General features: G+C 62.8%; 25 protein-coding genes and 3 tRNA genes. 21 read left to right on the forward strand and 7 right to left on the reverse strand.

What is annotated here, in order from left to right:
- The first annotated feature begins 204 nt into the window (after window positions 1-204).
- The 4 genes from pgsA (at window position 205) to F3J19_RS15945 (ending at window position 1,418) form a co-directional block, all read left to right on the forward strand.
- Window positions 205-798, forward strand: a complete 594-nt coding sequence (pgsA, locus tag F3J19_RS15930; protein ID WP_167042983.1) for a CDP-diacylglycerol--glycerol-3-phosphate 3-phosphatidyltransferase — start codon at window positions 205-207, stop codon at window positions 796-798.
- Window positions 799-1,006: 208 nt separating this feature from the next.
- Window positions 1,007-1,082, forward strand: a tRNA-Gly gene (locus F3J19_RS15935).
- A 64-nt stretch (window positions 1,083-1,146) separates the two neighbouring features.
- Window positions 1,147-1,222 (forward strand) — tRNA-Gly (locus tag F3J19_RS15940).
- A gap of 122 nt (window positions 1,223-1,344) precedes the next feature.
- Window positions 1,345-1,418, forward strand: a tRNA-Cys gene (locus F3J19_RS15945).
- A gap of 153 nt (window positions 1,419-1,571) precedes the next feature.
- Here F3J19_RS15945 and F3J19_RS15950 read toward each other — a convergent pair.
- A complete protein-coding gene (locus F3J19_RS15950) occupies window positions 1,572-2,609 on the reverse strand; it encodes a hypothetical protein (RefSeq protein ID WP_240158987.1) in 1,038 nt (345 codons plus the stop codon).
- A 212-nt stretch (window positions 2,610-2,821) separates the two neighbouring features.
- Here F3J19_RS15950 and F3J19_RS15955 point away from each other — a divergent pair, with 212 nt between their 5' ends.
- The 4 genes from F3J19_RS15955 to F3J19_RS15970 all read left to right on the forward strand — a co-directional run bounded on the left by F3J19_RS15955 (window position 2,822) and on the right by F3J19_RS15970 (window position 6,331).
- Entirely contained in the window at window positions 2,822-3,556 is a 735-nt protein-coding gene (locus F3J19_RS15955) for a hypothetical protein (protein WP_167042987.1), read from the forward strand.
- A 229-nt stretch (window positions 3,557-3,785) separates the two neighbouring features.
- Window positions 3,786-4,568 (forward strand): TraB/GumN family protein, encoded by a 783-nt coding sequence (locus tag F3J19_RS15960; RefSeq protein WP_167042990.1) that lies wholly within the window; start codon window positions 3,786-3,788, stop codon window positions 4,566-4,568.
- Window positions 4,569-4,712: 144 nt separating this feature from the next.
- Window positions 4,713-5,705 (forward strand): sensor domain-containing diguanylate cyclase, encoded by a 993-nt coding sequence (locus F3J19_RS15965; protein ID WP_167042992.1) that lies wholly within the window; start codon window positions 4,713-4,715, stop codon window positions 5,703-5,705.
- 116 nt (window positions 5,706-5,821) lie between these two features.
- Entirely contained in the window at window positions 5,822-6,331 is a 510-nt protein-coding gene (locus F3J19_RS15970; RefSeq protein WP_167042994.1) for a GNAT family N-acetyltransferase, read from the forward strand.
- 107 nt (window positions 6,332-6,438) lie between these two features.
- Here F3J19_RS15970 and F3J19_RS15975 read toward each other — a convergent pair whose 3' ends face one another.
- The 3 genes from F3J19_RS15975 to F3J19_RS15985 are packed head-to-tail and all read right to left on the reverse strand — an operon-like array spanning window position 6,439 to window position 8,438.
- Window positions 6,439-7,326 carry a cytochrome c oxidase assembly protein gene (locus tag F3J19_RS15975; RefSeq protein ID WP_167042996.1) on the reverse strand — a complete coding sequence of 296 codons (888 nt, stop codon included), beginning with the start codon at window positions 7,324-7,326 and terminating at the stop codon, window positions 6,439-6,441.
- A gap of 35 nt (window positions 7,327-7,361) precedes the next feature.
- Complete coding sequence (locus tag F3J19_RS15980) at window positions 7,362-7,823, reverse strand: copper chaperone PCu(A)C (RefSeq protein ID WP_167042998.1); 462 nt, start codon at window positions 7,821-7,823, stop codon at window positions 7,362-7,364.
- Between the two features lie 15 nt (window positions 7,824-7,838).
- Complete coding sequence (locus tag F3J19_RS15985) at window positions 7,839-8,438, reverse strand: SCO family protein (protein WP_167043000.1); 600 nt, start codon at window positions 8,436-8,438, stop codon at window positions 7,839-7,841.
- A 561-nt stretch (window positions 8,439-8,999) separates the two neighbouring features.
- Between F3J19_RS15985 and otsB the strand changes: the two genes are divergently transcribed.
- Window positions 9,000-9,749: a trehalose-phosphatase gene (otsB, locus tag F3J19_RS15990; RefSeq protein WP_167043241.1), complete on the forward strand. Its 750-nt coding sequence runs from the start codon at window positions 9,000-9,002 to the stop codon at window positions 9,747-9,749.
- Window positions 9,750-9,804: 55 nt separating this feature from the next.
- Window positions 9,805-11,259, forward strand: a complete 1,455-nt coding sequence (gene otsA / locus F3J19_RS15995; protein WP_167043002.1) for an alpha,alpha-trehalose-phosphate synthase (UDP-forming) — start codon at window positions 9,805-9,807, stop codon at window positions 11,257-11,259.
- A gap of 112 nt (window positions 11,260-11,371) precedes the next feature.
- On the opposite strand, the gene F3J19_RS16000 is transcribed toward otsA, so the two are convergent.
- Window positions 11,372-13,207 carry an ABC transporter ATP-binding protein gene (locus tag F3J19_RS16000; protein WP_167043004.1) on the reverse strand — a complete coding sequence of 612 codons (1,836 nt, stop codon included), beginning with the start codon at window positions 13,205-13,207 and terminating at the stop codon, window positions 11,372-11,374.
- A gap of 710 nt (window positions 13,208-13,917) precedes the next feature.
- Here F3J19_RS16000 and F3J19_RS16005 point away from each other — a divergent pair.
- The 3 genes from F3J19_RS16005 (at window position 13,918) to F3J19_RS16015 (ending at window position 16,711) form a co-directional block, all read left to right on the forward strand.
- A complete protein-coding gene (locus F3J19_RS16005) occupies window positions 13,918-14,982 on the forward strand; it encodes a glycosyltransferase family 4 protein (RefSeq protein WP_167043006.1) in 1,065 nt (354 codons plus the stop codon).
- 261 nt (window positions 14,983-15,243) lie between these two features.
- Window positions 15,244-16,098, forward strand: a complete 855-nt coding sequence (locus F3J19_RS16010; RefSeq protein WP_167043008.1) for a hypothetical protein — start codon at window positions 15,244-15,246, stop codon at window positions 16,096-16,098.
- 148 nt (window positions 16,099-16,246) lie between these two features.
- Entirely contained in the window at window positions 16,247-16,711 is a 465-nt protein-coding gene (locus F3J19_RS16015) for a DUF2214 family protein (protein ID WP_167043010.1), read from the forward strand.
- Window positions 16,712-16,805: 94 nt separating this feature from the next.
- Here the strand turns inward: F3J19_RS16015 and F3J19_RS16020 are convergent, their stop codons facing one another.
- Both F3J19_RS16020 and F3J19_RS16025 read right to left on the reverse strand, forming a co-directional pair.
- A complete protein-coding gene (locus F3J19_RS16020; RefSeq protein ID WP_167043012.1) occupies window positions 16,806-18,668 on the reverse strand; it encodes an ABC transporter ATP-binding protein in 1,863 nt (620 codons plus the stop codon).
- A 510-nt stretch (window positions 18,669-19,178) separates the two neighbouring features.
- A complete protein-coding gene (locus F3J19_RS16025) occupies window positions 19,179-19,610 on the reverse strand; it encodes a helix-turn-helix transcriptional regulator (protein WP_167043014.1) in 432 nt (143 codons plus the stop codon).
- Window positions 19,611-20,012: 402 nt separating this feature from the next.
- Here F3J19_RS16025 and F3J19_RS16030 point away from each other — a divergent pair, with 402 nt between their 5' ends.
- The 8 genes from F3J19_RS16030 (at window position 20,013) to F3J19_RS16065 (ending at window position 25,836) form a co-directional block, all read left to right on the forward strand.
- Complete coding sequence (locus tag F3J19_RS16030; RefSeq protein ID WP_167043016.1) at window positions 20,013-20,210, forward strand: hypothetical protein; 198 nt, start codon at window positions 20,013-20,015, stop codon at window positions 20,208-20,210.
- A 272-nt stretch (window positions 20,211-20,482) separates the two neighbouring features.
- A complete protein-coding gene (locus tag F3J19_RS16035; protein ID WP_167043018.1) occupies window positions 20,483-20,821 on the forward strand; it encodes a hypothetical protein in 339 nt (112 codons plus the stop codon).
- Between the two features lie 353 nt (window positions 20,822-21,174).
- Window positions 21,175-21,405, forward strand: a complete 231-nt coding sequence (locus F3J19_RS16040; RefSeq protein ID WP_240158989.1) for a major capsid protein — start codon at window positions 21,175-21,177, stop codon at window positions 21,403-21,405.
- A 74-nt stretch (window positions 21,406-21,479) separates the two neighbouring features.
- Complete coding sequence (locus tag F3J19_RS16045; RefSeq protein ID WP_167043020.1) at window positions 21,480-21,752, forward strand: major capsid protein; 273 nt, start codon at window positions 21,480-21,482, stop codon at window positions 21,750-21,752.
- Window positions 21,753-21,840: 88 nt separating this feature from the next.
- Window positions 21,841-23,295, forward strand: coding sequence for a virulence factor TspB C-terminal domain-related protein (locus F3J19_RS33095; protein WP_167043022.1), 1,455 nt, complete (start codon window positions 21,841-21,843; stop codon window positions 23,293-23,295).
- Window positions 23,292-23,573 (forward strand): DUF2523 family protein, encoded by a 282-nt coding sequence (locus tag F3J19_RS16055; protein ID WP_167043024.1) that lies wholly within the window; start codon window positions 23,292-23,294, stop codon window positions 23,571-23,573. Before F3J19_RS33095 ends, F3J19_RS16055 begins: the two co-directional genes overlap by 4 nt.
- Window positions 23,570-24,475 (forward strand): zonular occludens toxin domain-containing protein, encoded by a 906-nt coding sequence (locus tag F3J19_RS16060; protein WP_167043026.1) that lies wholly within the window; start codon window positions 23,570-23,572, stop codon window positions 24,473-24,475. Before F3J19_RS16055 ends, F3J19_RS16060 begins: the two co-directional genes overlap by 4 nt.
- Window positions 24,476-24,486: 11 nt before the next feature.
- The gene (locus tag F3J19_RS16065; protein WP_345891038.1) at window positions 24,487-25,836 is read left to right on the forward strand and encodes a type II secretory pathway protein; all 1,350 of its coding nucleotides are present in this window, start codon (window positions 24,487-24,489) and stop codon (window positions 25,834-25,836) included.
- Window positions 25,837-26,097: the final 261 nt, after the last annotated feature.

The following is a 26,097-nucleotide window of genomic DNA, read 5'->3' on the forward strand; positions in this document are numbered from 1 at the left end:
GCGGGCGGCGCGCGAGTGGGGGCGGGCGAAGCGAGGTGGGGACAAGGAGGGGGCGACGGGACCGGAGCGGTTCCGTTCGACTCGCGCTGGCCGGCGCAGCGCACCCCCGGCGTGGGCCGCGGCCGTCCCGGCGCCGGCTTGCTTGTGGCAGGCCCTGTGACACGGCACAATTGCAACTCACTCGTCAGACGCTACGCCTGCCCCATGCCGTTTAATTTCCCGATATTTTTGACCTGGCTGCGGATCGTGCTGATTCCGCTCGTCGTCGGCGTGTTCTATTTGCCCGACATGATGATGAGCCCCGCGCACCGCAATCTCGCGGCCGCCACGATCTTCATTCTCGCGGCGCTCACCGACTGGTTCGACGGCTTTCTGGCCCGCAAGTGGAATCAGACCTCGGCGTTCGGCGCGTTCCTCGACCCGGTCGCCGACAAGCTCATGGTGACGGCCGCGTTGCTCGTGCTCGTGCAGCTCACGCGCATCGACTCGGCGATCGCGCTCGTGATCGTCGGCCGCGAAATCGCGATCTCGGCGCTGCGCGAATGGATGGCGCAGATCGGCGCATCGAAGAGCGTCGCGGTGAATTCGCTCGGCAAGTTCAAGACCGCGTGCCAGATGGTGGCGATTCCGATGCTGCTGTTCTATGGTCCGCTGCCGTTCGGCGGCGGCATCGCGATCGACACGCGCGTGTGGGGTTTGTGGCTGATCTATCTCGCCGCGTTCCTGACGATCTGGTCGATGCTCTACTACATGAAGCTCGCGTGGCCGCAGATTCGCGAGCGTGGCGGCGTCGCGTGACAGCGTGAGCGAAGCGGAGCGCGGCCGCAAAAGTATCTTCGAACCCCGTGGAAACATGAGAGAAATCTTTTCTGTAGAAGAGATGGGCAAAAGGGGTTGACACGTTTCTGCCGGTTCTCCATAATCTCGTTTCTCCGATGCACGCAGCGCGAAACGCAGCGAAACATCGGGAAACGTAGTCAGGCAGTAGCAGTGAATGCAGTGCAACGCGGGAATAGCTCAGTTGGTAGAGCGCAACCTTGCCAAGGTTGAGGTCGCGAGTTCGAGCCTCGTTTCCCGCTCCAGTTTTTTGAAGCAATGCGTTGTTTGGCGAAGTACAAAATGTAGCGCGTTGTGAAGCAGTTCAATGCGGGAGTAGCTCAGTTGGTAGAGCGCAACCTTGCCAAGGTTGAGGTCGCGAGTTCGAGCCTCGTCTCCCGCTCCATACATCAGGGGAAGCAACGCTTCCCTTTTTGTTTGGAAGGCCGGTCGCTTGTCAGCGCTTCGGTCCTTCTGGTTCCCACCAGACAAATCTGCGAGCCTGCTTCTAGGTTCCAGTCCGCTTGTGGCGCGATAGCAAAGCGGTTATGCAGCGGCCTGCAAAGCCGTTTAGGCCGGTTCGACTCCGGCTCGCGCCTCCAGTCGTTGATGTAAAGAAAAGCCCCGACATGTCGGGGCTTTTCTTTTTTTCCGCCGCTTTTCTACCTCTCTTTTTCACCGCGCTCGCCAGCGTGTCTCCGCGCTTGCGATTGCCTACTCGATCGCACCACGCCGGCTCGAATCGCTCAGAACACTCAGAAGTTGAGCGCGGATTTGATCGACTGCATCGCGGCGTTGTTCAGGAAATAGTAGTTCTCCTGCGGTGTGCCTCCGCCAAGCGGTACGAGCTGCAAGGTCGTGCCGTCCTTGAGAACGTAGCCGGTGTAGATGCCGCCGTTGTACTGATAGTAGACGCGGTAATCGCTGCCGGTGCTGCCGATCGTCGCGTTGGACACCCAGGCGCGCACGCCTGCCAGCGTAACGATCTGACCATCGGCAAGCTGATAGCTCTTGCCGTCTGTCGCACTCGCATAGGGGAAGAAATTTTCGAGCGTCGATATCGTGGCCGAGCAGGGCGTCGGGTTGTTGCCCGTCGTGGCCGGGGCAACGCAGTCGTTGGTGAACAGCTCGTCGCCGACGGCATGTCGAACCACCTTGATGTAGGCAGAGCCTGTCTGCCAACTGGTCTGCTGGTTGTAGAGCGTTTGCCCGTTGATCGTATTCGTGAGCAAGCCCAGGGCGCTATTCGTGAACAGCTCGGAAGGGGAGGCGGAGATCAGGCCACTTAGCGAAACGGCGGTGTAGCTGGTGCCGAGGAGCGTGCGGACCACGGTGCTGCCGTCGGCGGCCAGGTAGTCTTCCTGGACATTGGAGCCTGCGTAGCTGACGCGGGCCTGGGCCGGAACCGCGGCGACATAAATGGCGCCGTTGACGACGAAGCGTCCGTTGCTGATCGTGGGCACCTTGAGCGTCGACGCAAGGGACGTGGTGCCGGCGGTCAGCGGCTGCGGGCCGCTCGACGGGCTTTGAGGAATGCTGGAGTCAGCGGTGAAAAAAAAGCTGCTGCTCGGGTTGACCGATACGGCGCCCGTCGAACTCGTGCTGAACGAGAGGCTCCCGTCCACGTAATGCAGTCCGCCGTTCGACGCCAGCGCAAAACTTTCGTAACTCTTTTGCGCATCGCTCAGGTTCGACGTGCTTGCGGCCGAGCCCGAATTGCCGGACGAACCGCCGCCGCATGCGGACAATAGCAATACGGGTCCCGCAATCAGAATGGCATATTTATTTACCATTCGCTTTTCATGTTCTTTCATTTATATTTTATTCTCTTTCGAATTTATGATCGGGTTGTCGGGTGCCGTTAAAGTAGCGTGGGGCGCTATTATTCTAGCGACGCTTATATAAAGTGCTCGTTGTTTTCGCGTTTTTCGTGGAAAATAATCGCGTATTCGTTCCGGATAACACCGCGCATTTATGCGCCGCGCACAACTATTAAATTCGACCTATGAAGAAAATCAGAACCGTTGCCATTCTGCTGGGTTTCGTCGTGCCGTTGCAGGCATTCGCGCAATCGGCGTCCGCGCCGGACGTCAAACCCGGCGATTCGTGGACGTACGTGATAACAGTCGAAAAAGGCGCCGCGAACTGGAACCAGACGCACGACCAGGTGACGGTGCTGCGCACGACGTCGTCGCACATCTACTATGAGGCGCACCAGGCGGGCTCGACGCAGGCGCCCAAGGAACTGATCGCCGGCATGGACTGGAGCCGCGAGCGCAGCGTGAACGGCACGGAAATGGTCGTTAACCGGCCGCTGGCGTTCCCGCTGTCGCCGGGAAAAACCTGGAACATCGACTACACGGAGCAGCATCCGAACCGGGTTTTCGCTTCGCAGAAGTGGAGTTCGCAATATCGCGTGATCGGGACGGAAACCGTCGAAGTGCCGGCCGGAAAATTCCAGGCGATCAAGATCGAATCCGAGGGCGACTGGCTCGCGCAACTCGAACCGCGGCAGACCATTACACAGGCCACCCAGGTCGAGCAGGGCGATACGACCATGATGACGCACGCGCAGAAAATCGCCCCCGCGCAAGCGACGGGCCGCACCTATAAAGCGTTCTGGTATGCGCCGGAAGTCGGCCGCTGGGTGAAATCGGTGGAAGAATATTACGGCAGTAATGGTGTGCGGAGCGAGCGCTATACCAGCGAGCTTGAATCGTTTAAAAAAGGCACGCAATAATCGACGTAAAAATGTTTAAAACAGTAGCGGATTTGAATTTTATTTCGATTCAATAAAAGAGCGCAGGTTTTGATGCGCCCGCGGTTCGCGCATGGGGTGCCGTGTGAACCGCAAATCCCGATTGCGGTGGTGCGTCCGCCGTTCGCACACGCGCCTGCAAGTTGATACGCCGCTTCCGGCCTGAGCGATAAAATCGCAGCATCGTCATTGCCGCTTTCACCACGCTCGCATGTATCTACAACTCACCGGCACCAACGTGCGACTGCTCGGCTCCATGCATCTCTTTCCCGCGACGAGCCGGCGCACGCCGCCTTGGGTCGCCGAGGCCTATGACTGGGCCGAGGGGCTGATCTTCGAATCCGACGCACCGACCATCCTGCCCTTTCTGAGGGCCGGCGCGCAGCCTGGCGCCGCGCAGTTGCAACCCTCGATGAGCGCGGACGCGTGGACGCAACTGCAAGCGCTCTGGCCCGCCGAAGGGCTGCTCGCGCCGCTCGCGGAGTTGTGTCCGTGGGCTGTGTTGATCGTCGCGCCGACGCTGTTGCAGCAGGTCGTCGACGGTGTCGAGCCGCGCATGCTGCGCTCGGCGATGGCGCAGGCCAAGCCTTGCCGGTATCTCGAGACCGCGGACGAGATAGCCGCCGCGCTCGAATCGATCCCGCTGCCGGTGCTCGGTCAGGCCCTCGAGATGCTGATGGCCGATCGCGCGGAGCCGCAGCGCACGCTCGAGCGGATGTACGCCGCCTGGATCGCGGGCGACCTCGGGGCGGTGGAGCGGATCGCCGTCGAATCGCCGATGTTCAATCTGCCCGGCATCCGTCACGCGATACTCGACGTGCGCAATCGCGCATGGGCCGCGCGTCTGCACGAGCACGCCAATGTGCGCGAGCGCACGCTCGTGGTCGTCGGCGCGCTGCATCTCTGCGGTCCGGGCAATCTGCTCGAATGTCTCGCGCGGCCGGTCGAAGCGGTACGCGAGGCGGATGCACAGGAACGCGGGGACGCCGTCTGACGCGCGACTTGCAACCGGCTTCCGCTGCGCGATCGGCTACATCGGCCGGAACTTCGGGACTTCGTTCAATTCCATGCCGAACAGCACCGCTATACACTAGTCGCTACCGACTTCGATCATCACGCCGCCAGCCGGGAACATTCCATGTCCGTTGCACCGACGCCCAGCAATGAAAGCGCCCGCCTCGATGCATTGCGCGCGCTGCATATTCTCGACACGTCGCCGGAAGAGCGCTTCGATCGCCTGACCCGTCTTGCGCGCCGGCTGTTCGGCGTGCCCATTGCAGTCGTGAGTCTCGTCGATGCGAACCGGCAATGGTTCAAATCGTGCGTCGGCCTCGCGGCGAGCGAAACCTCGCGCGATGTCTCGTTTTGCGCGCACGCCATTCTCGGCGACGAAATCCTGCTGGTGCCCGACACGCTGAGCGACGAGCGTTTTCGCGACAATCCGTTCGTGATCGACGAGCCGAACATCCGTTTCTACGCGGGCTGTCCGTTGAGGGTGGCGAACGGCAGCAAGGTGGGCACGCTGTGCCTGATCGACGTGAAGCCGCGCGAGCTCGATGCCGAGGAGCGCGCATTGCTGCGCGATCTGGCGCACATGGCCGAACAGGAACTGATGGCGGTACAGCTCGCCACGCTCGACGATCTGACGCTGCTCTCCAACCGGCGCGGTTTCGAGGTGCTCGCTCAACATGCGCTGAACGTCTGCAAGCGGATGAATAAATCGGCCTCGCTGCTGTTCTTCGACCTGAACGATTTCAAGCAGATCAACGACACGCAGGGGCATGCCGAAGGCGATCGAGCGTTGCGGATTTTCGCGGACGTGCTGCGCGCCGCGCTACGCGAGAGCGACGTGATCGGGCGGCTCGGCGGCGACGAGTTCGTCGCGCTGCTGACGGGTGCCGACAGCGCGGAAACGCATGAGGTGACACGACGGCTCGCGCAGTTGCTCGACGCGCGCAATGCGCAGGCACGGAGCGCCGAGGCGCGTGCTTATCAGATCCGCTTCAGCGTCGGCCAGGCGTCGTACGATCCCGCGCGACATGGCGAGATCGCCGAATTGCTCGCCGCCGCCGATGCCGCGATGTACAGCCATAAACAGGCTTCGAAGGCACGTACGGCACAGCGCGGCTAGAGCGCGGCGCAGTGAGCGGGAACGAGCGGCACATGCACGCGATAGCTTGCGTTGGGCCCGCACGGCATAATTGCAGATCGTTGCCCGCGCTGTCGCGCATTTTTCGAAAGCCTCCGATGACTGATTCGCAACTCACCGCCGCCGCGCGGCTCGCCCAACTCGAATGGCGCTGGAAGCCGTTCGCGGACCTCACGAGCACCGAAGTCTACGATCTGCTGGCCGCGCGCAGCGCGGTGTTCGTGGTCGAGCAGAACTGCGTGTACGGCGATATCGACGGACTCGACATGCAAGCGTGGCATCTGCTTGCCTATGGGGCCGTCACCGGCACGGCGCTGCCGCCGCTCGCCGCTTATCTGCGCGTGTTGTTGCCCGACGCGTCGGACGCCGACGTGCGCATTGGCCGCGTGTTGACCACCGCGCCGTTTCGCGGCATCGGTCTCGGCAATGCGATGCTCGAACGCTCGCTCGGGCGGATTCGCGCGCAATGGCCAGATACGCCGATCCGTCTGCATGCGCAGGCGCATCTACAGGGTTTTTATGGCGCGTTCGGCTTCGCGCCGGTTTCGGAGATTCACGACGAAGACGGCATCCCGCACGTATGGATGCGTTCTGCCTCCGCTGCCTGATCTGCCTGAGAATAAGCCCGTCGCACGGCGTGCGTAGACAGATGCGCGCGGCCGTCGATCCACGAACTCCCCGAGCCGGCATTCACCGCATCGCACCGCCGCGCGGATCAGCGTTGGCCGCTTGCCGTCGTCGCCGATGACGCATGCGCCAGCCCGCGCGAGCCCTTCGCTCGTGGGCTGGCACGCAGCCGTCCTCGCGCCGACAGGCGCATCCAGTGACGCAGCGCGATCAGCGCGCCGATCACGCTCATCATCGAGCCCGGAATCCACAGCAGCAGCCCGCCGATCTGCTGATCGCGCATCGGGCTCAGCCACGTGAACGCGCGGCCGCAGATCGAATAGATCGGATACAGCTCGTGCGACGTGAAAAAGATAAAGGCGCCGAGGATGATCTGCGGCGGAATCGCGGCGATCACGACGAGCACGCGCTTGCCCGGCGACAGACGCGCGGGCGGCGCGGGCCGCGGATCAAGTACGAGCCACCAGAACAGCAGCCCGTCGATCGCCATGCTCCAGTTCATTACGCGATAGAGCCGCCAGTCGAGCATCGCGACGAAATGAACCGGCGACATCAGCCAGAAGTAGATCAGCCCGACGAACAGCGTGACCGCGACGACCGGATGCATGACGACGTCGAGCACCTTGCGCACGATCGGCGTGTGCAGCGCCGGCCGTACGAAGCGCAGCCGCCAGCGCAAGGGGATGCCCGCGCGCAGCGCCGCGCCCGGATACGACAGCGCGATGAAGAACGGCCCGAGATGATGCAGCACCAGATGCTGCAGGCGGTGCATGAAGAACTCGTGCTCGAAGAAATAGTCGAGCCGTGTATGCAGCACGACATACAGCGCCACCAGCCCGAACCAGAACGACAGCTTGCGCGCGAACGACAGCCGCGCCTTGCGCGCGCCGCGCGCGAACAGGATCGCGGGGATCAGCAACGCGATCACGACGGTCGGAGAAAACTCCCAGGGATCGAGCCAGTAGAGCAGGTTCATGGCGGGGGCGATGGCGCGGTGGTCCGTAACGCCGCTTACTTCGTCTGGGCCGGCGACTTGACGACGAACGGCGTGGCGAGCGTTTCGCCGTCGGAGAACTTCAGCGTCAGATGGACGGTGTCGCCCGGCGCGATCTTGTGCTTCGCGTCTTCGAGCATGATGTGATAGCCGCCCGGCGCGATCGCGGCCTGGCCGTGCGCGGGCACCGTGAGCTTGTCGACCATGACCATTTTCTGTGTCGAGCCGTTCGAGACCGTTTGATGCAGCATCGCGTCGCCGTAGTCGTCGCTCGAAATATCGACGAGATCGATCGGCTTGTCGCTCGCGTTGACGAGCGTCACGTAGCCGGCCGCGGGCAGGTTGTTCGGCAGCCAGCGCACCCATGCGTTCTTGACGCTGAGCGCATGGGCGTCCGCCGCGTGCGCGGCCGATGCGAGGCCGAACGAGAGCGCGAAGGCGCCGGCCAGTGAAGCGAACGTTTTGAGCTTGATCGTCATGATGGGATTGAAGAATCAGGAGTGGTCGTCGATGATGCGGCGCAGGTCCTGCGCGATCGCATCGGGCGTGTCGTGATCGGTGGCGAGCAGGCGCGCGCGGCCCTCGCTGTCGAACACATACACGGCGGAACTGTGCGTGACTTCGTAGTTGCCGTTGGGGTCGCGTTTTTCCATCTGATAGGCGACGCGATAGCGCTTGGCGAGCGACTCGATCTGCCAGGCGGTGCCGGTCAGCCCTTCGGCGTGCTGCGAGTCGAAGGCGCCGACGTAGTCGTGCAGCGCTTGCGGCGTATCGCGCGCGGGATCGACGGTGATGAACAGGATGCGGACCTTCTGGGCATCGGGGCCGAGCTTGCCGAGCACCTGCATCAGACGGCCCATCGTTTCGGGACACACATCCGGGCAATGCGTGTAGCCGAAATAGACGAGCGACGTGCGGCCCTTGAACGAAGCGGCGTCGATGGGGCGGCCGTCGTCGGCGGTCAGCGTGAAGTCGAGATCGGGCAGATGGCCGGTCACGTTGGTCAGGTGCCACGGTTCGGCGCGCTGCGTGCAACCCGCGAGCGCGCCGAGCACGATCAGCGCACCCAGCGTCGTGCCCAGACTTCGCGACAACCGGCGCGCGAACGACCAGGGTTGTGGTCGGGGTCGCGAGTTGGGAAGGTCAGGCTGTGGGCGCCGGGTCGAGAGGATCGGGAACAAAGCAGGGTTCAATGACTCGATTGAAGAGCGGGCAATGCATGGGGACGACGCCAACGGTGCAGGAACGTTGCGAGCGCCATGCAGGAACATAGTCGGCACGCAGCAGCAGGCACACAGCAGGCACGTTCAGCCGCGGAAAAAACCGCATCGCGACTGCAACCCGCCACGCGTCATCGAGCGACATCGCTCAACGATGCAGCGGGCGAGCGTGGCTCATGTGGCTGCGACTGTAGCGCAAAATCGGCGAGGGCGTGGCTCGGCACAGCGGGCGTGCGGCTTGCGAGGCAATTTGACGCAGGCACCCGAAAGCCGCCTGAAGCCGGATCGTTTCACTTTTGAATGCAAGCGGCGCGACGGGGCCGGCTCATCGCCCGGCACGCCGGGGTTCCGGCTTACTTTCTCGAAAAATTGACTGATGCGCGGTAAGATGCGCAGACTTTTCCGGCTGCAGAAGGCTGAAAGGCGAACACAGTGATACAGGCACTTCCGGCAGTTCTGTCTCCTGGCGAGACAGCATTTTTCTTCGATTTCGACGGCACGCTCGTCGAACTCGCACCCACGCCGGACGGCGTGTTCGTGCAACCGCGCGTGATCGAACTGCTGCGCGAGCTGCGCAGCCTGACGAACGGCGCGGTCGCGGTGGTGTCGGGGCGCGGCATCGACAGCATCGACGCTTTTCTCGGCATGCCCGACTTGCCGGTGGCCGGCCTGCACGGCGCCGAGCGGCGCGATGCGAACGGCGACACCCAGCGCATCGGCTTTCACGACGAACGGCTACTGCGCATGGAGCAGGTGCTTGCGCAGGTCGTCAACGACCATCCGGGCATGCTGCTCGAAATCAAAGGCGCGGCGCTCGCGCTGCACTATCGCAACGCACCGGACCGCGAGCCGGTCGCGCGCGAGGCGACCGAGCGGCTCGTCGCCGATTACCCAGGCTCGTACGTGCTGCAGCCCGGCAAGATGGTCTACGAGATCAAACCGAAGGATGTCGACAAGGGCCGCGCGACCCGCGCGTTTCTCGACGAGCTGCCGTTCACGGGCCGCACGCCGGTATTCGCCGGCGACGATCTGACGGACGAGAAGGGCTTCGCGGTCGTCAACGAACGCGGTGGATTGTCGATCAAGGTCGGCGCCGGAGAAACGACCGCGCATGCGCGCGTCGATTCGGTGACGGCACTGCTCGACTGGCTCGAAACGATTGTCGCCGCGGCGCGCGCAACGTGATGCCCGCGCCGCATCGCTCCACGAAAACAACACATTGCCTCGGGAATCGCGCTTCATGAGCCGACTGATCATTGTTTCGAACCGGGTTGCGCCCATTTCCGAGGGCGGCCCGGCGGCGGGCGGTCTCGCGGTCGGCGTGTACGACGCGCTCAAGGAGACCGGCGGCATGTGGTTCGGCTGGAGCGGCGACGTGCTCAGCTCGGGCCAGCCGCAGATCAAGCTCGAGGAGCGCGGTCCGGTGACCTTCGCGACTGTCCCGCTGATGCGTCGCGACTACGACCAGTATTACCGCGGTTTCTCGAACGCGACGCTATGGCCCGCGTTTCACTACCGCGCCGATCTGCTGCAATACGACCGGCACGATTTCGGGGGCTATTGCCGCGTCAACGGGTGGCTCGCGCAACAGCTCGTGCCGCTATTGCGCGAAGACGACGTGATCTGGGTCCACGACTATCACCTGATCCCGTTCGCGCAGGCGTTGCGCGCGGCTGGTGTGAAGAACCGCATCGGCTTTTTCCTGCACATTCCGTTTCCGGCCTCGCAGGTGCTGCTGGCGGTGCCGCCGCATCGCGAACTGGTCGAGGCGCTCTGTTCGTTCGATCTACTCGGCTTCCAGACCGCGCCCGATCTGCGCGCGTTCTGCGACTACATCGTCAACGAAGCGGGCGGCACGGTCGACGCCTCGGCGCAGGGGCCGCTGACCGTGCATGGATTCGGCCGCACGCTGCGCGCGTCGGCGTATCCGATCGGCGTCTATCCCGACGAGATCGCGGAACTCGCGAAAGCGGGCGAGCGCGGCAAGCCGGTACGCACGATGAAGGCGACGCTGCATGCGCGCAAGCTGATCATGAGCGTGGACCGGCTCGATTATTCGAAGGGGCTCGTCGAGCGATTCCGCGCATTCGAGCGCCTGCTCGAACAGTCGGCCGCGCAGCGCAACAAGGTGTCGTTCCTGCAGATCGCCCCGCCGACGCGCGCCGACCTGCACGCTTACCAGGACATCCGGCTGCAGCTCGAAGGCGAGTCGGGGCGTATCAATGGGCGCTTCGCCGAGCTGGACTGGACGCCGATTCGCTACATTCACCGGCAGTACGAACGCCCGGTGCTGGCAGCGCTTTTTCGCGCCGCGCACGTCGGCTACGTCACACCGTTGCGCGACGGCATGAACCTGGTTGCGAAGGAATACGTATCGGCGCAGGACCCGGAGAATCCGGGCGTGCTCGTGCTGTCGCGCTTTGCCGGCGCGGCGCAGGAGCTCGACGGCGCACTGATCGTCAATCCGGTCGATATCGACGGGATGGCCGAAGCGCTCGCAAAGGCGCTCGGCATGCCGCTCGCGGAGCGCCAGGCGCGTTACCGCGACATGATTGCACAACTGCGCGAGAACAATGTCTCGGTGTGGCGCGACAACTTCATGCGCGATCTGCAGAACGTGAATGGCGCGACGCGCGCTAAGAGCGGGAAGGTGGTTGCGAAGAAGAGGGCGGCGCGCGAAGGCGTGGCCGGTTAGATTCGATAACGCAATCCGATGCGCTCAGACCAACAAAAAAGCCGCTCTATCGAGCGGCTTTTTTGTTGGCGAGGCGCCGTGGCGTAACGTGACGCGGGCGGCTGCGGATGCGTCAGACCACGTGTTGCTCGTCGATCTTCTTGCCGCCGATATGCAGCGTTTGGCCCTTGCCGTACTGCTTCGCGAGCAGGTCGCGATAGAGGCCCGGGCGCTGGCGCAGTTCTTCCGGGCTGCCGTCGTCGATGACCTTGCCGGTGCTCATCACGATGATCCGGTCGAAGTTGTTCAGCGTCGACAGCCGGTGCGCGATCGCGATCACGGTGCGGCCGACCATCAGCCGGTCGAGCGCTTTCTGGATCGCTTCCTCGGATGCGCTGTCGAGCGCCGAGGTCGCTTCGTCGAGCAGCAGGATCGGCGCGTTCTTGAGGATCGCGCGCGCGATCGCGATGCGCTGGCGCTGGCCGCCCGAGAGCTTCACGCCGCGGTCGCCGACGATCGTGTCGTAGCCTTCCGGCATCGCCTCGATAAAGTCCGCGCAACGCGCCTCGCGCGCGGCGGCGAGCACTTCCTCGCGGCTCGCTTCGGGGCGCCCGTACGCGATGTTCTCGTACACCGAGCGATGGAACAGCGAAATATCCTGCGGCACCAGCGCAATGGCGTGGCGCAGGCTGTCCTGGGTGATCGAGGCGATGTCCTGGCCGTCGATCCTGATCGCGCCGCCTTGGGTCTCGTAGAAACGCTGCAGCAGCGCGAGCACGGTCGACTTGCCCGCCCCCGATTTGCCGATCAGGCCGACGCGCTGGCCCGGTTCGATATTGAGGTCGAAGTGATCGAGAATCGGCCGGCGGCGCGGGTAGGCGAACGTGACGCTGTCGAATGTGACGCGCCCGCCTTGCGGCACGAGTTCGGTGGCGTCGTCGCGATCGGGCATGCCGTGCGGCTCGAGCAGCGTGCGCACGGCTTCTGCGAGCCGCGCGATGTGCTGCGTGACGTCGACGAGCGCGACTGCCAGGTCGCGCGTGCCGTGCAGAATCGTGAAGCCGAGCGAGCTGACGAGCACGATGTCGCCGGACGTCGCCTTGCCCTGGTCCCACAGCCACAGCGCCCAGCCGAGCAGACCCGCCGACAGCAGCGCCGTGATCACCGCGTGCAGCAGGCGCAGCTTTTCGAGGTAGAGCAGGCTTTGCTCGCGCGCTTCCAGTTCCGACTTGATCGTCGCGGCGAAGCGCCGCTGCTCGCGAAACGTCATGCCGAACGCGCGCACGAGCCCCATGTTGCTGATTACGTCGACGAGCTCGCCGTCTACCGACGCTGCCTTCGTCGCGAAATGGTGATGACGCGCGGAGCCGCGCCCCGCGAGCTTGTACAGCACGACCGAGAGGATTGCGGAGCACAGCATCAGGCCGGCCGCCATCAGCGGATTGACCGCGATGATCATCACGATGGCGCCGAGCACCGCGATGCACGGCGGCAGCACGTTCCAGGCGGTGGTGTTTTCGGCGGTGTAGACCGCGTTCGAGGTGGCGGTGATGCGGCTCGCGAGCATGCCGGGCTGCTTTTCGGCGTAGTAGGTCGGCGAGTGTCCGCTCAGATACTGGAACAGGTCGCGCCGCAAATCGCCGGTCACGGCGACGAACGTATGCGCGGCGACCCAGCCGCCGACCCGCCACAGCAGGTTGTCGGCCGCGATCAGCCCGACGAGGATCGCGAATGCCCCCCACAGCGGGCCGGGATGGTGGCGGCCTTCGCCGAGCACGTCGATCAGATGCTTGATCGCGTATTGCGAGGCGAGCGCACAGCCCACGGCCGCAAACACGCTGCACAGCACGATCGCATGCGCGAGCGGGTGGCGGCGGATAAAGCGGAAGAGAAACGCAAGCGGCCGGTGCGCATAGCTCGCGAGCTTTGCGTTCTGGGCGTTACGCTGGGCGATGGTCAAGTGTTCCAATTGAGAATTGAGCTGAGGTCGATGTGTTGCGGGTTGTGCCTGCAAAGCGCGGGCCACACGGAAAAACATGGCTCTGCGCGAAGCCGATGCTTCGCATTGTAAACATGCAAAAGCGATTGCGCCCTGTGAATCCGGGCATTGGCGCGATTGATTTCGCGATGGACCTCCGCGATCTGCCATGTCTCGGACCGGCAGCGAGCCGGCGTTGCACGCAGGTTGCGGACAATTTCGGGATATAATTACAGATTGCATTCAGTCGCGCCGCGGCATTTCTTCGGTGGCCGCCGGCAAGATTGACGCAGAGAGCTTACAGACATCGCAAACGCGAGTGACCGAAAACCTGCTGTCACTCTAGAACTGTCTTATAAAACATGGGTTTGCAAAGTGTTTCGCGTTTGTAACAACGTAAAGACTTTGAAATGTTGTGCTGCGGCAAGAATGGCAGCGCCGATAATGCGTGCTCGTCGGCCCGGCAACGCTTAGGACGGTTTTTTAACAGTTTGTCAACGTAGGTGTCGCATGCGCGTTTACTCGCACATGCGCGGACGGTGATGCACTGGTCTGGGCTCATTACCAAGCGATTCATCCCAGGATTCCTCGAAAGAATCAGGCCCGCGCCGGCAGATCCGGCCAGATGGCCCTGGCGAGCAAGCGAGTCGCTTTTTCCAAACGCAGTACTTTGCCTGATTTCTTACTAGGAGTTCGTCATTATGCGAATCGCTCAAATCGCTCCGTTGCACGAGGCGGTTCCTCCCAAGCTGTATGGTGGTACGGAACGCGTGGTGTCCTATCTGACTGAAGCGCTGGTCGAGCAGGGCCACGATGTCACGCTTTTTGCAAGCGGCGATTCGCAAACCTCGGCGAAGCTCGAAGCCTTCTGGCCGCAGGCGCTGCGCCTCGACCCGACGATCCGCGACGTGATGGCGCCGCACATGCTGCTGCTCGAAGAAGTGCGCCGCCGCGCGGACGAATTCGACGTGCTGCACTTCCACATCGACTATTACCCGTTCTCGCTATTCGCGCGTCAGCCGGTGCCGTTCGTGACCACGATGCACGGCCGTCTCGATCTGCCGGAACTGCAGCCCATCTTCAACACGTTCAGCGACGTGCCGGTCGTGTCGATCTCCGATAACCAGCGCCTCCCGCTGCAACAGGCGAACTGGCTGCAAACCGTCTACCACGGCCTGCCGGAAGACGTGCTCACGCCGATCCCCGACGTCGAACCGGGCTACCTCGCATTCCTCGGCCGCGTCTCGCCGGAGAAGGGTCTCGACCGCGCGATCCGTATCGCTGGCCAGGCTGGCATGAAGCTCAAGGTCGCCGCCAAGATCGACAAGGCCGACCGTGCCTATTACGAAGAAGTGATCAAGCCGCTGATGGCGCTCCCGCACGTCGAGTACATCGGCGAAATCGGCGAAGCCGAAAAGCGTGAGTTCCTCGGCAACGCGCATGCGCTGGTGTTCCCGATCGACTGGCCGGAGCCGTTCGGTCTCGTGATGATCGAGGCGATGGCCTGCGGCACGCCGGTGATCGCGTTCAATCGCGGTTCGGTGCCGGAAGTGATCGAAAACGGCGTGTCGGGTTTCGTCGTCGAAGACGAAATCAGCGCGGTCGCGGCCCTCAAGCGTCTGCACATGCTGCCGCGCGCTGGCGTGCGCAAGGCGTTCGAAGCCCGCTTCTCGTCGAAGGTCATGGCGCGGAACTACGTCGCTACGTACGAAGAGCTGCTGCGCCGCAAGCATCGCACGGTGCTGCGCGAAGCCAACGCCGGCTGATCGTTCGAGCCGCGACGCTTGACTCGCTGTAGATAAAACCCGGCGGCAGGACACGCTTCGCGCTGCCTGTCGCCCTCCGCAACGCCCCGTCAGCACCGCGCCGACGGGGCGTTGTTGCATACGCGCCGCGTTTTTTGCCATTGAATGACCCAAAATGCGGTTTTCCGCGCGGCGCGAACGAGCCACTCTCGGTAATATCCCTATAATTGCCGTGCCGCAAATTGGGCTGCGGCGCCGCCGACGACAGGACAGGAGGATGCCTTGGCGAGAACGAAAGAGACGCGCGCGAATGCTGCGCCCGGCGCCGGAACGATTTTCACGTTGCGCGCCATCGGTCTCGTGCTCGCCGCCCGCTGGCTTTTCTCGATGTCGCAGATGGACCTCACAGCCGCTGTGACGTCGATGGCGTCCTCGCCGTGGGCGTGCATCAACCTCGTTTTCCTGTTCCTGCTGATCTTCCTGCCGGGCGCGCGCGCCGTCGCCGAGCGTCCGTTCCATCCGCTGCCGCAATGGCTGCGTCAGGCCTTGCGCCTGTTCGCCTTGCTCGGTTTCCTGTTCGCCGCGTGGTCGGTCGGCGCGTTCGTCGCGAGTGCCGGCTGGCGGCGCGCGTTGCAGGCGGTCGCGGCGACCAATGGCTGGCTGCTGGCCGCGCCGGTGCTTTATGCGGCCGTGATCTGGATCTGCCGGCCCTTGCCGCTGTGGCGCACCAATGTCGCCGCGCGGCGCTTCGCGATTGGCCGCTATGCGGTGTCGCTCGATCCGGCGACGCGCACCGTCGTCGTCTGGGCGGAGCGGCGCAAGGTCGGGCAGTACGACGCGCGCGAGCTGTCCGTGCGCTGGGCGAGCGGGGCGCCTATCCGCGCGACGCCGGCGCCTACGCACGCGGTGGCGTTCGGTGCGGCCGGCGAGCCGGGGATGCCGGCCGCACCGGCCGGTTCGGCTGCGGCGCCGGCGCTGACCCGCGGCGTGTTGGGCGTGCGCCCGAAAGTCGAGTTGCTGTGGGATTCGCCCGCGGCCGCCGGTCACAACCGGCAGACCGTCTTTCGCGCCGCGCTCGCGACCGAAGGCGATCGCGTCGCGGCGCGTGCGCTCGACACGACGCTGCGGCAAGTCTGAGGTTGCACGTTTGTGCTATCGACCACATCGCGTGGCCGATGCGCGCATCCCGGAGCAGAGCTTCGCGGATAATGCAGTCATGACGCCCGCCGGCACGCGGGCGAGTGGGACATACATCGATCGTATCGCGTCTTTCGCAGGAGTCGCCATGCTGGTTCGCTGGTTGCTTGCCGCTCTTCATCTGCTTGCTTATGGTTTTGCGCTCGCGTCGATTCTGAGACGCACCTGGGCGTTGCGCCGGGCGTCGGTGCCCGCTGCGTTGCGCTCCGTATTTCGCGCGGACACTCGCTGGGGCATTTCCGCGCTGGTGCTGATCGTCACGGGCCTGATGCGCGCGTTCGGCGGTTATGAGAAGGGCGCCGACTACTATCTCCACGAGCCGCTTTTTCACGTCAAGATGACGCTGCTCGTGCTGATCCTGATTCTCGAAGTGCCGTCGATGCTCGGCCTGATGCGCTGGCGCGCGTCGGTCCGCAGCGGCCAGCCGCCCAATCTGAAGAAAGCACGCTCCTATGCGCACTTCAGCGTGATCCAGACCGTGCTGCTCGTGCTGATGGTGTTTGCCGCGACGGGGATGGCGCGCGGCATTGGCTTGCCGGAAGGCGTGATATAGCGGCTATCACCCGTGGTTGCGGCGCGGGTTGTCAGGTTGTGGCTGAGTTGCCCGTCGGACCGGCGGGCCTCTTCATTCGATTCCGCGTGATCCGCTAACCGACCAGCAAGTCCGAATCGTCGACCCGATCGGCCTTCGCGTCCGCGCTTGCGCGCGCGAGTTCGGGCTCGCCGAGACCCTTGATCAATTCGAGCGCCTGACGCTCGAAGAGCCGCCGGTACAGGCCGTTCTCGCGCCGGATCAGCGTGTCGTGACTGCCTTCCTCGATCACCTTGCCCTTGTCGAGCACCAGCAAGCGGTCGAGCGCGCGTACCGTCGACAGCCGGTGCGCGACCACGAGCGTCGTGCGGCCTTGCATGAGCCGCTCCATCGCGTGCTGGATCAGCACTTCGCTTTCGCTGTCGAGACTCGAGGTGGCTTCGTCGAGAATCAGGATCGGCGCGTCGGCGAGAAAAGCCCGCGCGATCGCCACACGCTGACGCTCGCCGCCCGAGAGCTTGATCCCGCGTTCGCCGACCAGCGTGTCGTAGCCGTTGGGCAGCGCGTCGATGAAGTTGTGCGCGCTCGCGAGCCGCGCGGCCCGCTCGATCTCGGCGCGGCTCGCGCCGGGCCGTCCATACGCGATATTCTCGGCGAGCGAGCGGTGAAACAGCACCGGCTCCTGCTGGACGATCGCGATCTGGCTGCGCAGCGACGTCTGCTGGACCTGGGCGATGTCCTGAGCGTCGATCGTGATGCGGCCGCCCGAGATATCGTGAAGCCGCTGGATCAGCTTGATGAAGGTCGTCTTGCCCGAACCGGAATGGCCGACGAGGCCGACGCGCTCGCCGGGCGCGATGCGCATGGAGAAGTCGTCGTAGAGCGGGCGGCTGTGTGCGCCATAGTGAAACGACACGTGCTCGAAACGGATCTCGCCGTGGCGGATCGCGATCGGACCCGCGCCGGGACGGTCCTCGATGCCGAGCGGCTGGCTTTCGAGCGACACGAGTTCTTCCATGTCGTTGACCGAGCGCTGCAGGTTGCGGATATGCATGCCGATGTCGCGTAGATAGCCTTGCAGCATGAAGAACATCGTCAGCGCGAACGTGATGTCGCCGACACCGGCTTCGCCGCGCACCCACAGCAGCAGCGCCACGCCGAGAATCGCCGCCTGGATCGCGGCCAGCATGCCGCCCTGAAGCCCGCCGTTGAGCGTGCCGCGCACCCATGTGCGGCGGGTGCGCTGCCGCCATTTGCCGATCACCTGCGCGAGGCGCGCTTCCTCGCGGGCTTCCGCGCCGAACGCCTTGACGACGCCGTTGCAGCTGACCGCATCGGCGAGCGCGCCGTCCCATGCATTGGCGAGCCGTGCGGACGGCGCGACGAAGCCGAGCGAGACCGACACGGTCACTGCGATATACAGCGCCGAGCCGATGCCGACCACGATGCCCATCATCGGCCAACGCCAGCCGAGCAGCGCGGTCGCGCCGGCCAGCATGACGAGCGACGGCAGCAGCGCGATCAGCAGCGTGTCGTTGAGCAGATCGAGCGCCCACATGCCGCGCGTGATCTTGCGCACCGTGGAGCCGGCGAAGCTGTTCGCGTGCCAGTCGGTCGAAAAGCGCTGCACGCGATGAAACGCGCTCGCGGCAATCTCGCTCATCATCTTCAGCGTGAAGCGGATGATGTTGAAGTACACGCCCTGGCGCAGCAGCGTCGCGGTGAGGCCGAGCGCGGCGAGCGCGCCGAACGCTTCGAGCGCGTGATGCCATATGGGTTCGGAAGAGGCCGGGCCGGACGCGATCGCATCGACGAGCCGGCCGGCGAACACCGGCGTGAGGATGTCCGCGGCCGCCGTGCAGAGCGCGAGCGCGGCGATCGCGACGATGCGCCACGGTTGCCGTGCCCAGTGACGGAAGGTGAAGCCGAGGACATCCTTGAAGGCTTGTCCGCGAAAGTCGAGTTTTTTTCTGGTCATTTGCTATAACCCGGCGACGCAGGCGCGTGGCGAGGTTCCAGTCAGAAGCGAAGAGATGAGACAGCGACGTAGGCCGGAATGCGAGGCGCTAACCGCGCGGTAACGAACCACGGTAACCACACGACAGGCTGTCTGGAATGAATGCGGCGCGCCTTTCGGGGCGGGCCCGCGGCGGCGACGACGTTGCGGCTTTTAAGGCCGCAACTGTCGCGTCGGACGGGCCGACGGTCGCGAGACCATACGAGGAAGCGCGATATGCACTGCGAACATGCGACGCCCCCTGTGATGTTTGAGATGGAGAAACCGGAAGATCCGTCGATGTGCGTAGCGACTGCGCGCGGCGGATCGCCAGGAGCCGAATATATCAGGACAGCCAGATGCTCGCAAACATGCGGAATCGCGGTGTTCGCGGACATTGACAGCGACAGCCCGCGCCTCGACAGCTTTTTGGTGAATGACAGGGCAAGCAAACAAAGAGGCCAATAGAAAAAGGGCTGATGCATTGCTGCGTCAGCCCTTTAGTCTTCGGTGATCGACACACCAAGAATCTGGTGGGTAGTACTGGGATCGAACCAGTGACCCCTGCCGTGTGAAGGCAGCTTGCCAGTGGTCGGCGGCTTGTGCGGTTTTAGGCGTCAGCATCGAAAAGATCGCGAGTCCAAGGATCACGGTCGCGGCTACCCCGGCCGCGCGTAGGTTTCCCAAGGCGCGTGCCCAGACTGACGCGTTCTTTTCGTCGATCGCCTGCTCGATCTCAGCGAGTGTTTCGAACGGTGGTAATCCTGCCATCTCAGCAAGGCGCATGATCTGCGCTGGGTCGGGCCTGCGACCGCCCTTGCGCCAGTTGGACAGGCGCGATTGTTCAATGCCCAGTTGGTTAGCAACGGCGCCCAGTGAGCCTTGTTTGCGCTTTGCGGCGTCGAGCAATTCGCTAATCGTCATAACTTTGCCTCTTGACAGATTTGCCAGTCTGTATAAATAATCGCACCGGACTTTGACAAAACGGCAAATTTTTGCCGTATGCGTTAAGTCGGCAGTCTATCAGTACCGCATAAAAGGTAAACCCCGAATTTCGTCGGGGTTTTGAAAGATTTGCAAGGAAGTGTTAGGGCGACGGGGCGTAGTTGTGGCGACTAGGCCCCGTGTGTGACGGTGGTGCGGTTAGCGGTTCTGGCGATTTCGCTTGTTTCGTCCGCGTCGGGCGGCAGTTTTCAGGTCGAAATAGGTCTTGGCGATTACCAGGGCGACAACGAACAGGGCAAAGAGCCAGTGTTGTTCGATTATGCCTAGTACGTTCGTGAGGATCAGGTTGGGAAAGTTAGCTAGTGGGTTTTGAGGGTTCATATGTCGATCTTGATTCGTGACCTTGGTTCGGTTTCGGTGCATGACGCGATGGTGGTGCTGGTGCCTTGCGTCGTGGGGCTTCAGTTGTTTACGGCATTTCTCGGCGGTTTCTTTGCGTTGCTGGTGCGGGATTGCTGGGTGCGGTTGCTGGGTTGGGTGGAATCTCGTGCGGCTCGTGAGCGGGGAAGTAATGGCTAAATGCAGCGCTGACTATGTGACGCCTGACATTTGGACCGGTCAGGTAACTGAGCCGGTTGTCTCGAGAGCGACAGAGGTTCGCCGTCGTGAGTGGCTGTGTGTGTCAGTAGAAGTGGTGGATGAGTTGTGTGAGTGGTGTGGCGTGGATCGCAAGGGCGGCTGTGGTGCCTGTAGTGATCTGAAGTAGCTGGTGCGGCATCTGCCGGTGTGTCCGGCGTTCAATCAAAGTGAATCGACTACGTGTAGTAGTCCTAATCTGGAGTAGATGAAAAATGGCAAACGAAAAAATCCGTGTTCTGAAGATCGATAACGAAAAGATCACGAGCAAGAAAACCGGTCAGGTGCGTGACATGCGCGTGTTGCATTGCTTCGTGGAGTCCAGCTATCAGGACCCGGAATCGGGCGAGCTGGTGGACGGCTCGTTCGTGGCGAAAACGTCGCTGTTTGACGAAAAAATTCAGGTTGAGGCCGGTGGCGAGTATCTCGTCGAGTATCGCCTCGGTGAGGGTTACGGTCAGGACGCTGGGCGCATGGTGCCTCGCATTGTGTCCTGGGCTCCTGCTAACAAGCCCAAGCCTGTGGCGAAGCCGGGCGCTGGCGTCGGTGCGTAAGGCGATGGTGGCTCGATGCGGTTGTCAGGGCTGCGTGTGGTCTCGCGTGTGGCACGACCGGCTTATTGCTGGTGTGGCTCGCGGTGACTGTGTGTTGATCGCGTCGAGTCTTGTAAGGCTGGGCGGACTGTGTGGGGTGTGGTGATGCAGAGTCTTCCACTGGATTCAGTCGAGCAGATTGCAGGACAGCTAACGTTTCTGAACGTGATGCTGTTCGTGTATCTGGTCTGTAAGGGTGTCGGATATGCGTCTGCGGTGCTGGCGCGGCGCGATCCGCCAAAGAAGTTGATCCGTTCGAATCTGGCCCGGTCGGACGAATCCTAATCGGTGGGCTAAATCAGGGAGTAAAAAAAATGTTTGCAATGTTGAAGAGTGCGAAGCGTGCTGCGGTTGGTGCGGCGGTTGCGGTTGCGTCGGCTGGTGCTTTCGCGCAAACCTCGGGTTCCCCGGCGTTCGATCCGTCGCCGATTACCTCGTCGATTGACAGCGTGGTGCCGGCGCTGGTGTCGGTCGGTGGTGCCGTTCTCGGCGCGGTGGCGGTGGCGTGGGGCATCAAGATGGTTCGTACGTTCCTCGGTCGTTGATGTTCGGGGGATGACCTGACGGTTCGCGACGCTTTCCTTGTGGGGAGCGTCGCTTTTTCGTTTACGGGGCGGGTATGAGTGCAGGGCTCGATGTGGTGGTGTGCGCTCCGGCGTCGGGCGCTGCGGCGGGGTCGGTGCTGGCCGGGGGTGCGGCGGTGTCGTGTGTGATGGGTGACGGGACGGCGGGCCAGTTGTCGGTAATGCGGCTGGATTTGATGGATACGGGCTCAGGTGGCGATGGTTCGGGCGCGGGGCTGGCGATTGGTGGTGCGGTGTTAGGTGTGCTGGCGGTGGCGTGGGGGCTGCGTCATCTGCGCGATTTTATTGCGGGTTCAGCGGGGGAATAGCGTGGGCTACTGGATCGAACTGGTGATAGTGGTGGCGACGTGCTACGGCGCGGGAATGATTCTTTTCGGTTGACTTACGGGGTGACACGTGGGATTCGGCGTGCGGTTTGGTTCGTTCATTCTGTCCTGTGGCGTGCTGCTGTTCGGCATCCTGTTCACTGCGCCTCATGACGTTGTTTATGCGCGGGCATTGGCTGCTGGCGGCGGTCCTTCGGTTGGGGAAGTGATTGCTGAGATTGCGGCGAAAAAGATTGCTGATCTTGGCTTTACCTCTGCTGAGCAGTCGGTTATTGCGGCGACGTATGCCGCCATGTCGAATGTCGCTGAGGCGGCGGGTGCGTCTGCGTGGCTAGGCGTGCTCGGAAAAGTGGCTGGTCCGCTCGGGTTTCTGCTTGAGCCTACGCCGCTTGGTAAGGATACGTTGACGGCGTGGCAATTGAACCATGACGGGACGGTTTCGGTGTCGCATGTGACGCCAGGTACGTCGGGTGGCGGGAGTGCCAGTCCGTTTTCTCCCTTGCAGTCAGGGGCGCCGTATTTTTGTGTAATTGGTGGTCAGGGTAGTTGTGCCGCGTTTTACGGCTCATCGGCTGAGGCGCTTTTGCAGGAATCCATGCAGCAGCAATCGGATAATCCGGTTGTTGATGGGGTTTCGTCAAATGGCTGTGACGTTGATAGTAACGGCAGTGGATCGTGTTCCTATACGGTGGTGAGCCGGTTCACGCCTGCTGCTGGCACGGTTCAGACTCTGAAGGTGGGGAGGATTTCGGACGGTAATGGGTTTCCGTTTGGGAGTTGTGATTCGGGTATGTATGTGGATGGTGGTGGCGGGTGTGTCGCATATGAGGTGACGAAGTCTCTTCCTCCGGTCGATGAGTCTGTGTCGTCGGCTATCTCTGCGATTCCTTCGTCCGATCTGGATGCGTCGTTGAGTCCGGATATCGTTGCGGCTTTGGCTGACGCGTTGTGGCAGCAGGCTTCTGCGCAACCGGGTTATAGCGGTATTCCGTACCCTGCTTCGAACCCGATAACGTCTGCGGATGCGGGGGCTGTTCAGAGTGCGAGTCCTTCTGGCTGGCCGGGTGTCGGTAGTGTGGCCTCTCCGGCGACTGCGCCTTCGGGTGCCAGTAGTCCGTTTCAGATTCCTTCGCCTTCTGCGAGCACCGACCCGGGTACCGGTACTGGTACCGATCCGGGTACAGGCAGTGGTACCGATCCGGGAACCGGTGGTGATTCGGGATCGCCTCCGTCGGATACGCCCGATCTTTGTCAGCTTGATCCGTCGATCATTGCGTGTCAGCAGCCTGGCTCTGCAACGGCGCCAACGTTGCCTTCGAGCGGCGCAACGGTTTCGGTTACGCCCGTCACGGTTGGCGCTTCGAATGGCGTATGTCCTTCGCCAGTGAATGTCTCTGTGCTCGGTATCGATCTGTCGTTCTCCTATCAGCCTGAGTGCGATTTCATGTCGCGCGTTCGTCCGTTCATTCTGGCGACGTGCGGGATTATTGCGGCGTTGGTTTTCGGTGCGGGGCTTAAATCATGACCGGTCTGGCTGCGTGGTTGATGTCTCTTGCGGGGCCGTTGCTTCTGCAGGCGCTTGTGGCGCTCGGCGTGGGTGTCATGACGGTGGTGGGTTTCGATGCGGCGTTCAGTCAGCTCGTGAGCTGGATCACGACAGGCGTGTCGGGGCTGCCGTCCGATATGGCTAACGTGCTGGCAATCGGCGGTGTGTTCCAGGGTGTGTCCTACATCCTCGGCGCGGTGTCGGCGCGGGTTGCGCTAACGGGTATCTCTGCGGCCAAAAGGTTCTTTCTCAAATGATCACGTTGATAACGGGTGTGCCAGGCAGTGGCAAGTCGCTCTATGCAATCTGGTCGCTATTGCCTGAGTTGAAGCGGGGGCGACGGCTGCTGGTCGATGGCGTGAAGGATCTGGCTATCGATCACGTCATGGTCGATGAGCCGTGGATCCGCGAGTGGCATAAGCATGTGGAGCCGAACGATATCGTGTTCATTGATGAGGTTCAGCGCATCTGGCCTCCGGTGTCGGTCAGCACGAAGCCGACTGAGGATATCGAGAAGCTGCACGTGCATCGTCATCTGGGCGTCGATTTCGTGCTGGTGACGCAGAATCCGCAGCGGATGAACAAGACGGTGCGCGATCTGGTCGGGCGGCACGTGCATGTGCGGCGCCTGTTCGGTATGAACCGGGCGATGCTTTACGAATGGGATTCGTGTCATAACGTCAGCAATCTGCGTGACGCGGTGAAAACTTCGTGGCGGTATCCGCGCGATGTGTTCAAGCTGTATACGAGTGCTGAGCTGCACACGAAGCCTAAAGCCGTGATTCCGAAGTCACTGTTTCTCGTGCCGGTTCTGACTGTGGCTACGGTTGTGCTTGGCTATTCGGGCTTCAGGATCATTCACGGTGGTTTTGGTCACGTTAATGCGTCGAAGTCGGGGGCGTCAGGGGCGTCCAGTTCGATGGGGGCGGCGGCTGCGCCGCTTGCGGGGTCTGCGGTGGCGTCGGATGACTGGCGGGTTGCGGGGCGCTATGCGGATGGCGTTCGTGGATACGTCGTGCTGGTGAATGGTCGTGGCGCTTTGCGACTGGAAGACTCGGCGGGCTTCAAGGGCGATGGGGTGCTGACTTCGGGTGTGGTCGATGGTCGGCGGGTTGCGTCGTGGTCGGGTGCGTCGTCGGCCGTGGCGGTGTCGAAATGAGGCGGGCGGTTGTGGTGCTGCTGTGCTGCGTTTCGCTCGGCGCGCGGGCTGCTGGCGCGGATATTCCGACGTTGCCGCCGTTGCCTGCATCGGGCGTGGCTGCGCCGGTTGCGGTGCCGTCTGTCAAGCCGCTGCCGCACGTTCGTAACGGCGCGTTCGATCTGCGATTCGTGAACGTGGGGCAGGTGGTCGATCTGGTATACGGCGATGCGCTGCATATTCCGCATGTGATCGCGTCGGACGTGTTGCAGGATGATCGGGTGGTGTCGTTCCAGTTCGATAGCGGCAAGGGCGATCTGAAACAGTTCGTGCGGAATTTTCTGGATTCCGAAGGTTTTCAGGTCGTGACGCGGGACGGCGTGGATTACATCTCACGCAAGCCTGCCGATGTGGTGCCGATGGATCGTGAGACATGGGTGTACAGGCCATTGCATCGGAGTGCGGCGTATCTGGAAAGTATGGTGAACCCGCTGTTCTCCGGTCGCGTGTCGATGCAGGCGCTGTCTGCCGCGGCTAATCCGTCGTCGGCGTCGGCGTCAGCCTCGATGCCGGTGGCTGCATCGGGCACGGCTGCCGCGCGGCCCCCCATGAGTTCAGTTACGCCTGTTGTACAGCCTGGCGTTTCGGCGGGTGATCAGCTGGTGATCGTTGGTTCCGCTCGTGATGTGCGCGACGTTCGCCAGCTCGTGCCGCAGCTCGATACGGCGGTAGGTGAAGTCGTGGTGCGCGGCTGGGCCTATGAGGTTGACGATACGGACGGCAGTAATACCGGGTTCAGCATTGCCTCGAAGCTGCTGGGCGTTGGGCTCAATGTGAGTTCGGGCGCAACGGCTGCGGACGTGAATGCGCTGCAGTTTGACGCGGGGCGGCTGTCGTTCGCGATTTCGGCGCTCAAGTCGGATTCACGGTTTCGCGAGCTGTCGTCGCCTAACGTGCGGTGCGTGTCGGGGCAGCAGGTCAGGCTCAATGTCGGTCAGCAGGTGCCAACCGTGTCGAGCGTGAGCTTTCAGGGGGCGAGCGGCACGCCTGTGCAGTCGATCGAGTATCAGGATGCGGGCGTGATCTTCAACGTGACGCCAACCGTTCTGAGCGACGTGATCCAGCTGAACATCGATGAGGAGATTTCGAGCTTCGTGAACACGACAACGGGTGTCAGCGGCTCGCCCACGAAGAACACGCGCTCATTGCAGACGGTGGCCGACATGAAAGACGGCGAGGTGATCGTGCTTGGCGGGCTGCTGCAGGATCAGGCTTCGCAAACCAAGAGCCACGAATGGTTCCTGCCGTCGCTTCTCGATGGTCGTACGACATCCAAAGGGCATACAGAGGTCGTGCTTGTCCTGCAGGTGCAAAAGATTTAGCGCTACGGATAACGGGCGTCTAGCGTCGGGAGTGTCCGGGCGTTAATCGTAGCGATGGTAGGGCGTGGGCGTGTCTGCGGAGTCGTGGCGGTTGTCGCGCGGCTCAGCGCGGCCTCCCGGACCGAGTAGCGGGTATCGGCGTTGTGGCTGAACGTGAGGCGCGGGCGGTGAGCGCGGCCACCTCTCACTGCAAGCCGCCTTTGTGGGCGCCTGAGTACCGCTGCGGTGTGCATATGCGCCGTATGCGGGCCTGCCGGTGGC

It is taken from the genome of Burkholderia sp. Ax-1724, assembly GCF_011752995.1.
Taxonomy (GTDB): Bacteria; Pseudomonadota; Gammaproteobacteria; order Burkholderiales; family Burkholderiaceae; genus Paraburkholderia.

Excerpts from the sequence above, each read along its gene's own strand:
- pgsA (WP_167042983.1), top strand. The coding sequence starts at position 205 with ATGCCGTTTAATTTCCCGATATTTTTGACCTGGCTGCGGATCGTGCTG.
- F3J19_RS15950 (WP_240158987.1), bottom strand. The coding sequence starts at position 2,609 with ATGGTAAATAAATATGCCATTCTGATTGCGGGACCCGTATTGCTATTG.
- F3J19_RS15955 (WP_167042987.1), top strand. The coding sequence starts at position 2,822 with ATGAAGAAAATCAGAACCGTTGCCATTCTGCTGGGTTTCGTCGTGCCG.
- F3J19_RS15960 (WP_167042990.1), top strand. The coding sequence starts at position 3,786 with ATGTATCTACAACTCACCGGCACCAACGTGCGACTGCTCGGCTCCATG.
- F3J19_RS15965 (WP_167042992.1), top strand. The coding sequence starts at position 4,713 with ATGTCCGTTGCACCGACGCCCAGCAATGAAAGCGCCCGCCTCGATGCA.
- F3J19_RS15970 (WP_167042994.1), top strand. The coding sequence starts at position 5,822 with ATGACTGATTCGCAACTCACCGCCGCCGCGCGGCTCGCCCAACTCGAA.
- F3J19_RS15975 (WP_167042996.1), bottom strand. The coding sequence starts at position 7,326 with ATGAACCTGCTCTACTGGCTCGATCCCTGGGAGTTTTCTCCGACCGTC.
- F3J19_RS15980 (WP_167042998.1), bottom strand. The coding sequence starts at position 7,823 with ATGACGATCAAGCTCAAAACGTTCGCTTCACTGGCCGGCGCCTTCGCG.
- otsA (WP_167043002.1), top strand. The coding sequence starts at position 9,805 with ATGAGCCGACTGATCATTGTTTCGAACCGGGTTGCGCCCATTTCCGAG.
- F3J19_RS16005 (WP_167043006.1), top strand. The coding sequence starts at position 13,918 with ATGCGAATCGCTCAAATCGCTCCGTTGCACGAGGCGGTTCCTCCCAAG.
- F3J19_RS16015 (WP_167043010.1), top strand. The coding sequence starts at position 16,247 with ATGCTGGTTCGCTGGTTGCTTGCCGCTCTTCATCTGCTTGCTTATGGT.
- F3J19_RS16020 (WP_167043012.1), bottom strand. The coding sequence starts at position 18,668 with ATGACCAGAAAAAAACTCGACTTTCGCGGACAAGCCTTCAAGGATGTC.
- F3J19_RS16025 (WP_167043014.1), bottom strand. The coding sequence starts at position 19,610 with ATGACGATTAGCGAATTGCTCGACGCCGCAAAGCGCAAACAAGGCTCA.
- F3J19_RS16030 (WP_167043016.1), top strand. The coding sequence starts at position 20,013 with ATGTCGATCTTGATTCGTGACCTTGGTTCGGTTTCGGTGCATGACGCG.
- F3J19_RS16035 (WP_167043018.1), top strand. The coding sequence starts at position 20,483 with ATGGCAAACGAAAAAATCCGTGTTCTGAAGATCGATAACGAAAAGATC.
- F3J19_RS16040 (WP_240158989.1), top strand. The coding sequence starts at position 21,175 with ATGTTTGCAATGTTGAAGAGTGCGAAGCGTGCTGCGGTTGGTGCGGCG.
- F3J19_RS16045 (WP_167043020.1), top strand. The coding sequence starts at position 21,480 with ATGAGTGCAGGGCTCGATGTGGTGGTGTGCGCTCCGGCGTCGGGCGCT.
- F3J19_RS16055 (WP_167043024.1), top strand. The coding sequence starts at position 23,292 with ATGACCGGTCTGGCTGCGTGGTTGATGTCTCTTGCGGGGCCGTTGCTT.
- F3J19_RS16060 (WP_167043026.1), top strand. The coding sequence starts at position 23,570 with ATGATCACGTTGATAACGGGTGTGCCAGGCAGTGGCAAGTCGCTCTAT.